Source organism: Desulfobulbaceae bacterium, assembly GCA_013792005.1.
Taxonomy (GTDB): Bacteria; Desulfobacterota; Desulfobulbia; order Desulfobulbales; family VMSU01; genus VMSU01.
Genome location: VMSU01000131.1, coordinates 1 through 11,243 on the forward strand (window position 1 = coordinate 1; position 11,243 = coordinate 11,243).

At 46.4% G+C, this 11,243-nt stretch carries 12 protein-coding genes and 1 pseudogene; 10 read left to right on the plus strand and 3 right to left on the minus strand.

All coding sequences use genetic code 11. From position 1 onward, the window contains the following. The first annotated feature begins 652 nt into the window (after positions 1-652). The 10 genes and pseudogenes from FP815_07645 to FP815_07690 all read left to right on the plus strand — a co-directional run bounded on the left by FP815_07645 (position 653) and on the right by FP815_07690 (position 7,280). Entirely contained in the window at positions 653-1,234 is a 582-nt protein-coding gene (locus FP815_07645) for a Uma2 family endonuclease (GenBank protein ID MBA3014815.1), read from the plus strand. A 161-nt stretch (positions 1,235-1,395) separates the two neighbouring features. Further along, positions 1,396-1,797, plus strand: a complete 402-nt coding sequence (locus FP815_07650) for a nucleotidyltransferase domain-containing protein (protein MBA3014816.1) — start codon at positions 1,396-1,398, stop codon at positions 1,795-1,797. 10 nt (positions 1,798-1,807) lie between these two features. Continuing rightward, a complete protein-coding gene (locus FP815_07655) occupies positions 1,808-2,239 on the plus strand; it encodes a DUF86 domain-containing protein (GenBank protein MBA3014817.1) in 432 nt (143 codons plus the stop codon). Between the two features lie 102 nt (positions 2,240-2,341). Continuing rightward, complete coding sequence (locus tag FP815_07660) at positions 2,342-3,709, plus strand: MBL fold metallo-hydrolase (protein MBA3014818.1); 1,368 nt, start codon at positions 2,342-2,344, stop codon at positions 3,707-3,709. A 191-nt stretch (positions 3,710-3,900) separates the two neighbouring features. Beyond that, entirely contained in the window at positions 3,901-4,134 is a 234-nt protein-coding gene (locus FP815_07665) for a hypothetical protein (protein MBA3014819.1), read from the plus strand. Between the two features lie 182 nt (positions 4,135-4,316). Then, a pseudogene (locus tag FP815_07670) lies at positions 4,317-4,690 on the plus strand (DUF86 domain-containing protein). 348 nt (positions 4,691-5,038) lie between these two features. Beyond that, positions 5,039-6,037: a DUF4351 domain-containing protein gene (locus tag FP815_07675; GenBank protein MBA3014820.1), complete on the plus strand. Its 999-nt coding sequence runs from the start codon at positions 5,039-5,041 to the stop codon at positions 6,035-6,037. A 158-nt stretch (positions 6,038-6,195) separates the two neighbouring features. Further along, the gene (locus FP815_07680) at positions 6,196-6,387 is read left to right on the plus strand and encodes a hypothetical protein (protein ID MBA3014821.1); all 192 of its coding nucleotides are present in this window, start codon (positions 6,196-6,198) and stop codon (positions 6,385-6,387) included. Further along, positions 6,380-6,835 (plus strand): hypothetical protein, encoded by a 456-nt coding sequence (locus tag FP815_07685; GenBank protein MBA3014822.1) that lies wholly within the window; start codon positions 6,380-6,382, stop codon positions 6,833-6,835. Before FP815_07680 ends, FP815_07685 begins: the two co-directional genes overlap by 8 nt. Beyond that, positions 6,819-7,280, plus strand: a complete 462-nt coding sequence (locus FP815_07690; GenBank protein MBA3014823.1) for a nucleotidyltransferase domain-containing protein — start codon at positions 6,819-6,821, stop codon at positions 7,278-7,280. Before FP815_07685 ends, FP815_07690 begins: the two co-directional genes overlap by 17 nt. A gap of 191 nt (positions 7,281-7,471) precedes the next feature. Here FP815_07690 and FP815_07695 read toward each other — a convergent pair whose 3' ends face one another. The 3 genes from FP815_07695 to FP815_07705 form a co-directional block, all read right to left on the minus strand. Next, the gene (locus FP815_07695; GenBank protein ID MBA3014824.1) at positions 7,472-8,602 is read right to left on the minus strand and encodes a glycosyltransferase family 2 protein; all 1,131 of its coding nucleotides are present in this window, start codon (positions 8,600-8,602) and stop codon (positions 7,472-7,474) included. Between the two features lie 130 nt (positions 8,603-8,732). After that, positions 8,733-9,788, minus strand: a complete 1,056-nt coding sequence (locus FP815_07700) for a polysaccharide deacetylase family protein (protein ID MBA3014825.1) — start codon at positions 9,786-9,788, stop codon at positions 8,733-8,735. Further along, on the minus strand, positions 9,785-11,008 hold the full coding sequence (locus FP815_07705) for a glycosyltransferase family 4 protein (protein ID MBA3014826.1): 1,224 nt from the start codon (positions 11,006-11,008) through the stop codon (positions 9,785-9,787). Before FP815_07705 ends, FP815_07700 begins: the two co-directional genes overlap by 4 nt. Positions 11,009-11,243: the final 235 nt, after the last annotated feature.

The window sequence follows — 11,243 nt, forward strand, 5'->3', positions numbered from 1 at the left end:
CATAGCCCCTGGTCTTCGTCAAAAAACAAACCCATAGACATCTTAATCATTGCGGCACCGAATGATTATGTGCCCGGCGAGTTCAAGTCCTTCAATTCCTGGTGGAAAAAAGCCAATATTCCTTACAGCACCGAAAACCCGATCATGCTGGTTAAATTCAATCAGTACAAAGTCATACAGTCCCTCGCTAATCCGACTCCCGGCAAAGAATACGAACTATCGATTACCGGCAGACTGAAAGACGACAGACCTTTCAAAAGCAGCGCTCGAATCAGGCTTAACGAAAGTACTTCCCCGCCAGTAAAGAAGTAACGTGACCCTAAACTATTTTCGCTTCTCCTGACCCGTTTTGGCTCAGCGCAAAAAAAAATCGATCCCAAGATCTCCTCGATTTCAAAAAAACCTGGCGTAATCAAACTCGCATATGGAGAAAATTATGCACAGGCTGAGCTCCTCCAAAAAAATGAACAGTTATCTTAGGGTTTCGAGTACAATCAAGGTAACTGATCACAGCCCTGATGCATCAAGATTTCCTGGCCTATAACCAAGTAAACACTAAACTCTCCATCCAGGGCCGAAGCCTGAGGATAGGACAAGCCTCGTTGATTTAATTGTTGATAGTCCACCACAAATAACGACAAGGGAGACAAAGATGACCGAGCCAGCCAGAGCGAGAGCTGCTTACGACGACCTCTACAGCATCCCTGAGAATATGATCGGAGAAATCATTGATGGAGAACTCATCGTCAGCCCTCGACCATCAAGAAGGCATTCAGACGCCACCTTGAGTCTTGGCAGTGCAATTTTACCTCCCTATAAATTAGGCAAAGGCGGGCCGGGAGGATGGATAATTCTTGTTGAACCAGAGATAGCGTTCGGAGAAGATCTTCTTGTACCCGATCTGGCAGGATGGAAAAAAGAACGCTTTCCAGAAACCGAAGATCATAACTGGATTGAAATTGTTCCGGATTGGGTATGTGAAATAGTTTCTCCTGGAACCGCCCGGATAGACAGAGTAAAAAAAACGAATATCTACGGCCAACACAGAGTTCCATATTATTGGATCATTGACCCTATCATCAAAACGCTAGAAGTCTTAAAAAATGAAGCCGGACGGTGGCTCATCATTGGGACATACGCCGAAAATGACAAAATACACGATGAACCGTTCCAGGAGGTTGAAATTAATTTAAGTGACTTATGGTTGGAAAACACGTTGGCAGTAGCGAAATAATAAGATTTTTTCGGACTTTTTGATCGCCATTAATTCAGGTCGATGGCAAAACAGATGCAGTGCAGCTAAACACTTACGACCAAAGCAACAATTAACGATCACGCAAGACAGTACATCCACCTTATACACCAATAAAAATTGCTCACCTCCTCCTACATCCAATGCCAGAATTGACTGCCATCGAAATAGCTGTCGTTGAACAACTTGCTGACACATTCCCTCATCTTGTCGCAATCTACCTCCATGATTCTGCCGCAAAAGGGAGATTGCACGCGACAAGCGATATCGATATCGCCTTATTGTTTAGCGGAAAAGACATCCCAGAGCGGATAGAACTCTTTCTTCTTGCCCCAGTGCTTGAGCAAAGAGTCGGCAGGAAAGTCGACCTGAGCATCCTCAGTACGAGCAATACTGTTTTTGCCAAGGAAGTCCTTGTCAACGGCAAACTCCTTTATTGCACAAACACCATGTTGCACGATCAGTTCGCCATGTATGTTTTTTCTTTTTACGGAAAACTCAATGACGAGCGGGCTGAAATTCTCCGCGCGTACCAGGCTCAATGAGGCATGTGCCGTGACAGATGACATATTGTTAAACAAAACCGCCATCATTGAACGATGCTTGAGACGTATTGCCGAAGAGTATAACGCCTGCCCGCAATTGAATAATTATACTCATGTAGATGCCCTGATTCTAAACCTGGAGCGCGCCTGCCAGGCAACCATTGATATGGCAATGCACATCGTGGCTCAACGGCGGCTCGGTATTCCCCAGGGCAGCGCCGATGCCTTCGTCCTTTTGTGCCAAAACGGAATGATCGAGCAAGACCTATCAACACGGCTCATCGCCATGGTCGGCTTTCGAAACATTGCCATCCATGAATACCAGGGCCTGAACCTGGAAATAGTCCAATTTATCCTCGACAAGGGAATCTATGATTTTATTGAGTTCTGTCGGCAATTGGGGCTCCAGGTAAATAGCGTATTGAATTCACGACCGATGTAAAGCAAAGCCGAGACACTTTAAAAATGACTTGTCACGCTGTGACCATCGCAATAACAACGGAGACACCACGCAATATCGTAACTTTTTTCAAGGCCAACATCTATGACCACACCTCAAATCACCCATCTTGGCGGCGAACATTCGGTTACCGGTTCCTGCCACCTACTCCAGGCAAACGGACTCAGCATCATGGTCGACTGCGGCCTTGCTCAAGGTAACGACACCGCACTTCCCTTCGCTGACTGGCCAATCCAGCCGGCAGATCTTGACTATCTTTTCCTCACCCACGCCCACATCGACCATATCGGCAGGGTCCCGGAATTGATTAAGAACGGCTTTCGCGGCGAAATCCTCTGCTCGCATCCAACAAAAGGCCTACTCGAGCCTATGCTGAACGATGCCATGGGCTTTTCCAACATCGAAAATGATGAGAGAAAGAAAATCCTCCAACTGATCGACGAACTCTCCTGGGGTTTTGAATACCAACAGGAATTCAAGTTAAAAAGAGGAGTTACCTTCTCATTCGGTCGGGCCGGCCATATTCTAGGCTCATGCTTTATCCGCTTCGAAATTGCGGATCAAAAAAGCTCAGAGGGAGGTAAACCATTTTCGGTAATTTTTTCCGGGGACTTGGGGAATAAAGATACGCCAATCCTCTGCGATCCAGACCCTCCAACCCACTGTGATCTGCTCCTGCTCGAATCGACTTACGGCAACAGGCTTCATGAAGGTCGGCATGAAAGACTCAAACGACTTGAGGAAACCCTCGAACGAGCCTTGAAGGATAAGGGCAAAGTGCTCATCCCTGCCTTCGCCCTGGGCCGCACCCAGGAAATCCTCTATGAACTTGATCGCCTTTTTGCCAAACCCAGTTTTCAAAAATTTCTCACCAGCGCAGGGTTACAGAACCTGCCCGTAGTCGTCGACTCCCCTCTTGGCGTGAAATTGACCACCGTCTATGCTGAGCAGAAGGCGTATTGGGACCAAGAGGCCCATGACCTTCTAAATAGAGGCGACAACCCCATCGATTTCAAGCAGCTCTATTCGAGTGTAAAATTCCAAAGCCATCAACAGTTGGTAGAAATGCCAGGACCCGCGATTATCATTGCCGGAAGTGGAATGTGTACCGGCGGCCGCATCCTCGATCATCTTGTTGCCTCACTCAACGACAGTAAAACCGATATCTTTTTTGTCGGTTATCAAGCCAAAGGCACCTTGGGCCGTAGAATAACAGAACAAAGTGAACGTAACGGCACCATCACCATTGATGGCCATAAAATCCGAATGCAGGCAACAGTGCATACCCTTTCCGGCTACTCCGCCCACGCCGACCAGCAAGGACTCATCGACTGGGTCGCCTCCATGCCCCAAAAACCAGGGACAATCAAGCTCATCCATGGAGAAGCGGCCGCCAGAAACACACTTGGTGAAAAATTGCGCGAGCGAGGCTATAATGTGATTGATGACTAAGGGACGGAGAAATTGGTATGTGGATGAAAAAACTGCGGGCTGTGGCGAGTCGCCAATGCGGTGATAGTTGAGCAACACGGATTCCTTCTAGAGAAAAGTATTGTGCATGAGAAGGCAAAATCTAATCAATAGATCTTTCCTTATTCTTATGCTTTTGCTCCGCCCCCTGACTCTATCTTTAGAGGTGAAATATGCGTAAAAAACAACTATTGATGGAATTAAAGAGCTTTAAAATTGTTCACCAGAGACAGTATGGCATTGTCGCATTAGGAATATTTGGCTCTTTTGCTCGTGGGGAGGAAAGTGATGCAAGTGACGTTGATATAGTTTTGGAAACGGAGACTCCAGATCTTTTTAATATCGTACATATGAGCCTCTTGCAAAATGAACAACTTTTCTTTATGCAAGAATCACTTCGCGTCTAACTTGTTGAAATTACGTGTTCGAGCTTTTGCAAAATGACCAGGAGTGAAAAATATCCTCATTTTGCAAGAGGCTCATATTAAAGAAGATTTAGAGAAACAACTGCGACTTCCCGTTGATATAGTGAGACTCCGCGATAAAATGAATCCGTTTTTAAAGAAGCGGATCATCAACGAGGCCATCTATGTCTGACATAGAAATGGTTGCAGAACTGTTGCAGCAAACCCTGAATGCGGTAGAGCGTATAATAAAAAGATTTGAGCCGGTTGACTCAGCTGATTTCTTTACTGATACTGTTAGTGGCACGGAGAAGCTGGATGCCATTTGTATGTTGCTGATTGCGGTTGTTGAAGTTTAAAGAATATAGATAAAATAACAGGAAAAAAATTGCTCCAGAATTACCAGGAGGTCGACTGGAAGGGTGCGAAAGGAATGCGTGATATTATCTCTCACCATTATTTTGATATTGATGCAGAAGAAATATTTTGGGTCTGCGAAAAGAATTTACCTCTTCTTTCTGAAACCCTTAGGAAAATTATTTCAGATATTACCGAGTGAAGAACTGTGTCCGGATTAGCTCATCATCGACTCAAATATGAAGATATAGTGGGCAAAAGTGTTTAATTGGGACGGCATGACGGCACTTAAAGAATCTCGTCCGGCTTATACTATGCTTTTTATTGGTAAAAAGGCATCTTTAAGCCCTGAAAACACCTATCATATTAACATAACATGTCGTAATTAAGAATAATTTTTCGGTGCGCCCCATGCTGGAGCATACTGGAACAAACGCAGACTCTCCCATTGATTAGCGGTGAAGAACTTCCGTTCAGGCTTGCCATAGACCAAAACTCTAAGTAATCTGATAGTTAACTGACTGCTTGAAAAATCAACATGAGAATCCTCATGGATCAAACATCACTCAACAATAATGACTACGACACCCCGTGGAAAGATGCCGTCACCAGGTATTTCCCGGAGTTCATGGCCTTTTACTTTCCAGAAGCCCACTCCCAAATTGACTGGGAACAGCCATACACCTTCCTGGACCAGGAACTAGCCCAGGTTGTTCAGGATGCCGAACTTGGCAAACGCCTGATCGACCGTCTGGTCCAAGTCGCCATCCTTGCCGGCGGCGAAGGTTGGGTCTATATTCATGTTGAAGTGCAGGGCGGCCATGACAGCCAATTTGCCGAACGGATGTTCACCTACAACTACCGCCTGTACGATCGTTATCGCCGTCCTGTGGCAAGCATGGCGGTGCTGGCCGATGACAGCACCAGGTGGAGACCAGACAGTTTTGGATATCAGCTCTTCGGCTGCCGACACTTGCTGGAATTCCCAATTGTCAAATTGTGTGACCATGCAGATCGGCTTGAAAGCCTGTTGACTCAGGCCAATTCCTTCGCCCTGGTCACGGCGGCCCACCTGCTGACCCAACAAACCAAGGGGGACAATGATCGTCGGTTTGCTGCCAAGTGGCGGCTCACCAAACTCCTGTACGAACGAAACTGGGATAAACAACACATCATTGACCTATTCGGTGTTATCGACTGGATGATGCGACTTCCTCCAGAACTCGAAAAGCAGCTCTGGCAGGACATAACAATTCTTGAAAGGAGTAAAACCATGCCCTACGTCACCTCAGTAGAACGTATCGGAATCGAAAAAGGGATACAACAAGGGATACAACAAGGGATACAACAAGGGATGCAACAAGGGATGCAACAAGGAGAATCACAGCTCTTAGGGCGCCTGCTAGTTCGCCGGTTCGGACCGTTACCTCAATGGGTAGAAAACCACTTGACGGAGGCAACGATTTCGCAGCTGGAGGCATGGGGCGATGCCGTGTTGGATGCCAAGACCCTGGAAGAGGTATTTGCCTCAAGCCCGGCAGAGCATTGAGCGCCTAATTCTTCCTTTGTCACATTTACGTTACAGCTGTGTACGCATGAGATTTCTCGTCATTCCGGCATGATTTTAGCCGGAATCCAGACCGTCTTGACGCACTGGGCCCCAGCTAAAATCATCCCCGTCAAGCGAGGACTGAACTGAGTGCTGGGATGACGCTCGGTTCTTATACCAAAGGGCTTGCAGATAAATGGAGCGATATTGATGTTGCAGTTGTTTCTCCGCTCCAATACTACTCAGTTGTGATACATCTGCCAGCACCGGTTATCCTCAGAGTGACGCCTTACCTGGAGATCAATAATGTTTGCACCACTATGCGCCATACTATCACGAGAAATGGTTGAACTCTCCAGCACAGTAGAGGCCTGTATCAATAGAATAAACCGCAGAGCAGACTTCATCTCTCGCAATGAGGAAGATATTCTTGCGGATAGCCTGGCGGCATGTCTTCATTATTTTTATACCGGGTTGGAAAGTATTTTCGAAACCATCGCCACGGAGGTCGATGGCGGCTCCCCCCGTGGAGAAAGTTGGCACAAAAAGCTATTAACGCAAATGTCGGCTGAAATCCCGCAAGTACGCTGCCCCGTAATCTCACCTGCCAGCCAGGAGCACCTTGATGCCTTCAGAGCTTTCCGTCATCCATTCCGAAACCTTTACACTCACAAAGTGGACCCAGATCGGATATTTCTTCTTGCGGGTGAGCTTCAGGTGACTTGGCAAACAGTGGAGGCTGATTTACTTAATTTCCTAAGTTTTCTAGCAGGACTTGACAATGCCCGTACCACTTGAACACAATCGCGCCTACCATCTCCAACGGCAAGACAACCGCAAAAAGAAAACCGAGCAGAAACGCCAGCGAATTCTTACCAGTTTTGACATTGTAGCAGACATCACACAACAGTTTGGAGCGAAACAAGTTTTTATTTTTGGCTCGGTATTACAACAAAAAAAATTTAATGAACGATCCGACTTGGACATCCTAGTGATAGGCATGCCTCTATCCGGATGGCTTCCAGCACTCTTAGCAATTGAAAAAATTCTAACTCTTTATGATGTCACAGTTGATTTGAAGCGTGCCGAAGAGCTTCCTGATGAACTTGTTGGATTGATCGCACACCATGGGCAACAGGTTTCGCCAAAGCCAGCCAGAGTCGATGAGACTTCCAGAGCAAAGCAAGCGATGCCACAACGCTGTAAACCTCTTTATCGTCCTTCAACACACTGGAACTCTTGAAAAATGAAATCGACAGGTGGCTGAAAAACACGCAAGATGTGGCGAGTCGTTATTGCAGCAATAGTTGGACAACAAGGATTGAGGTGATCACAAAAAAAAATCCCACCTCTGCCACGTCTGTCAAGAATACAGGGGCGATGACACACCCTCATGATTGCACTTGAGACTCGTAGAATACAACTCAGGTCAAGCTATCTTTCAGATGGCGTCCAGAGTACTACCCGCTGACCTCCCCAAAATTTCCACCAAGCAACGAGAATGGCATAATTCGCCATCACAAAATACATAGGAATTTTTAGAAGCCGGGAAGAAGACCCCCCTTTCTGCCACCCGTACCCGGCGGCCCCGTAAAATGCAATCTGGCATAACATGAAGAACACATAATACGGCGCACGTGTAACAAGTAGCAGGTTAGAGAAAAAAGCCGCAAGAAGAAACAGCGGAACGCACCAGCGCAATAACTTATGGCAGAAGTATTGATAGGCAAACAGTCCGTACCTGAAGGGGTTCAAGAACTCGGTATGGCGAAAAAAAACTGTAATCCCCCTGAGTACAGTTCGCACCTTTCGCTCAAACTCACGTTTTTCATCAGCGATATCTTTATAATATCCAATCACTTCTGGATCACTGATCCCCCGATAACCTAATCGGACACTGGTGAGCAGAGTTCGAAAATCACTTTGCACATCCCCTACAAAATCCTGACAAACTTCACGCCGGGCAGCAAAAAAGGATCCACTTAAGCCAACCAAGGTATTTACCCGAGACTCCAGCCGACGCAACCACATCTCATAGCGCACATACGCCCCTTCGCCGCTCGGCTTACCATCGGCTCCAATCAACCTATCTTCACTGCTGACACTGCCTACGGATGGATCCGCAAAGTTTCGCACTACTTTATCCAACGCATCCGGATCCATGCGAGTCGCCACATCAGAAAAAACCAATATATCTCCACTGGCAGATCTCACAGCCTCTTTCTGTGCATTCTCTTTGCCTTGTCGGGGTGTTATGTCCAGTAGTTCGATGCCCGATCTCGCAAACTCCCGAACGATATTGTTCGTATCGTCAGTTGAGCCATCAGATGCCACGAGAATCTGTATGCGTTCTTTAGGATAAGTGAGCGCTTCGGCATTCTCCAGTTTCTCCCGGATACGCTTCCCCTCGTTAAAGGCAGTGATGATAAGAGTAACCTTTGGCTGGATTAGCTCCCGATGAACAGCCTTAAAGTGAAAAAGCTGTATGATATACAAAGAGAAGGGATACCCAAAATAGGCATACCCGACACCTGCTATTGACAGAACAAAAACAAAATCGAGCATGTCTCTATGGCCTTGATTATCTGGGAAAATCGATTGATGGTGATTCCTGCATCATCAGCAGGATACGAGAAGTAAAACACTTTATTACTAGAGTTAGGAAAGGGCAACGAACAGAGGCCGATGAATTCAATCAAATTAAACCCGCGAGTCGGCAGGCAAACATCGCTTGGGTTGAACTCATATCCTCGTGGAGACCTATTCGATTAAGAAGAAAACGGTTTACGCAGCACCCGTTCCAGCCTTCCTTGGTGGTCACAGCACCGGCATAGCCAGCAGACGCAACAAGAGCTGCAATGTCACTATTCGAATTACCGTTAGGATAGCAAAAAAGTAAAGGCTCTTCTGCTAAAATCACTTTCTCGGCTATCATTTTTTCTTTGGAAAGGCTCAACTCGCGGCAAACCTCGTCGGCTTCTATAGTTGTCAAGATATTATGACCCGCCGTATGAGAGCCAAAGGTGACTAACCCTGTATCCTTAAGGGATCGGACTTCGTCCCAATTGAGGAACACTCTATCCGCAGTGGCATTGGCCGCCCCAATGCTTCTTAGCTCATCCAATGCACGATAGATATCTTCCGCACGATAGCACTTCAGACTGCTGACGACTTGGTCTAGCCTCCCCTCCTCGCTGGCGGCATCAGCACGCAATATGCGCTCGACAATAATATTGGAGCGAAGTGTGTCAGCATTTGCTGATGTTGTTGTAAGGGACTGCCGCAACAATTGCTCATGAAGGAGCAATTTTGCTACAGCATCGGTCCAGAATTCTTTGTCCGTGCCAATAAAGTTGGTAGGAAGGAACACGGTGGCTGGTGCATTGAAACGCTGGAGCACGGGGAAGGCGTGCAGCAAAAAATCCAACCACCCGTCGTCAAAAGTGATAGCGCAACGCGGCTTCACCTTATCGCAGAGAAATAAGCTCGAGTCAAAAATAAGCGAGGCCAGAGGGAGAATTTCAAAATATTGTGCAAGGTAGGAGAGATGCCGAGAAAATGATTCGGTCGTCACATACATTCCTGGTTCAATTGATCCATCCACCTTATCCATTGGCAAAATGCGGTGATACATCAATATGAGTGCATCCCTCTTGGCGAGCTGGTTTATTTTATGCTCGGCCATGCCCGAGAAAAATAGCAGACGGCAAAGGAACCCCTTAATCATGAGGGGAAAGCTGGAGGAGCTCATGGCAAAAAAATCTTCTTTTGTTGAAGAATGCGATGATAAAGAGCAAGATACTGCTCTCCCATAAAAACATCGGAAAAACTGGTTTCAATTTTTCGCCGTGCCGCTGCCGACATTCTTTTCCATAAGACCCTATCTTGATAAAGCAGCAGGCATTTCTCCGCCAAAGCCTGCGGATCCCTGCTTGACACCAGGAACCCGTCCACCCCATCATCAATAATTTCCCGAATCCCGCCGACATCACAGGCAACCACCGGAACGCCATAGGACATGGCCTCCAAAATACTCATGGGTATCCCTTCATGCAAGGATGTGTTAATATACAGGTTAAGTCCGAGATAAAAACTCCCCATCTCCCGCAGAGCTCCAGTGAGAGTAAAATACTCGACAAGATTATTGGAGCTGATGGAACTTTGAAGTTGTTCTCGCAAGGGACCCTCCCCTGCCAACCTAAAACGTAACTCAGGAGCCTGCTGAATGACTTTTGTTGCTAGCCCCACCATAAGATCGTAATCCTTAACCGGGACAAAACGCCCAGCTGAACCAATTACGAAATGCGTATTTTGAGGACCAGTGACCAACTGCTCCGGTAACGGCACGCCATTCCTGATGGTAGAAATGATCTGTGACGGGACACGATGTTCAGTGATAAGTGCTTGCTGAATATCGGAGGACACAGCAACAACTGCATTAAATTTTTTTTGGATACCAACGTTACATGTCGAAAAAAACTTATTTTTTATATGCTGAAACCCCTGGAAATATTCCGGCATCCCGTGTTGCGTTGAAACAAACACAGGCCTACAAACAAACCTGCCTGCAAGATAACCTAAAATATTTTCCTTGTAACGATGACAATGAAGCACATGAGGGCGGTACAACTCAAGATACTTTTTAAGACGAAAAAAAATGTCAATTGGAGAAAATCTCTTTTCATCCAAAAAGAATATATTGCGCCCTTCGCTTAAAAGTTTATCATACAATTCCCCATCATTACAGATGATAATTGACAAATCTATCTGGCCAAGATTGCACAAAGCCTCCATTAAATGCCAAGCCATAACCTCAGCGCCAGCCCATAGGTCTCCCGAAACAAAATGGCATACTCTTATCCTCTCGGGCGTGCCATAAGAGCTAAGCCCCATTGGACTCGTCGGAAAGGTCTCTCCTGCGGTTTCGCGATTTGGATGTGTTAACAAAAATCTATTTCCCCTATAATTCATACGGTGATAATGACAGTGCAAAAAAGTTGGCTAGGACCTGCTCCATTACGACGGACAAAACAGAGAAATCTCAAGTACATTCCTGCTTACTTCCGAGCCTCTTGCAAAATGACCGATGGACTGGCCAGCGAAAATATCTATATAACATACTGAAATAATTGATCTTCATGCCGTTCCACGTTATAGTTTTGTATCCAGCAAAACAAAAACAGGGAGGATGGCATGAAGATCAAAG

Coding starts and splice junctions, on each gene's coding strand:
- FP815_07645 (MBA3014815.1), top strand. CDS start 653: ATGACCGAGCCAGCCAGAGCGAGAGCTGCTTACGACGACCTCTACAGC.
- FP815_07650 (MBA3014816.1), top strand. CDS start 1,396: ATGCCAGAATTGACTGCCATCGAAATAGCTGTCGTTGAACAACTTGCT.
- FP815_07660 (MBA3014818.1), top strand. CDS start 2,342: ATGACCACACCTCAAATCACCCATCTTGGCGGCGAACATTCGGTTACC.
- FP815_07665 (MBA3014819.1), top strand. CDS start 3,901: ATGCGTAAAAAACAACTATTGATGGAATTAAAGAGCTTTAAAATTGTT.
- FP815_07675 (MBA3014820.1), top strand. CDS start 5,039: ATGGATCAAACATCACTCAACAATAATGACTACGACACCCCGTGGAAA.
- FP815_07680 (MBA3014821.1), top strand. CDS start 6,196: ATGACGCTCGGTTCTTATACCAAAGGGCTTGCAGATAAATGGAGCGAT.
- FP815_07685 (MBA3014822.1), top strand. CDS start 6,380: ATGGTTGAACTCTCCAGCACAGTAGAGGCCTGTATCAATAGAATAAAC.
- FP815_07690 (MBA3014823.1), top strand. CDS start 6,819: ATGCCCGTACCACTTGAACACAATCGCGCCTACCATCTCCAACGGCAA.
- FP815_07695 (MBA3014824.1), bottom strand. CDS start 8,602: ATGCTCGATTTTGTTTTTGTTCTGTCAATAGCAGGTGTCGGGTATGCC.
- FP815_07700 (MBA3014825.1), bottom strand. CDS start 9,788: ATGAGCTCCTCCAGCTTTCCCCTCATGATTAAGGGGTTCCTTTGCCGT.
- FP815_07705 (MBA3014826.1), bottom strand. CDS start 11,008: ATGAATTATAGGGGAAATAGATTTTTGTTAACACATCCAAATCGCGAA.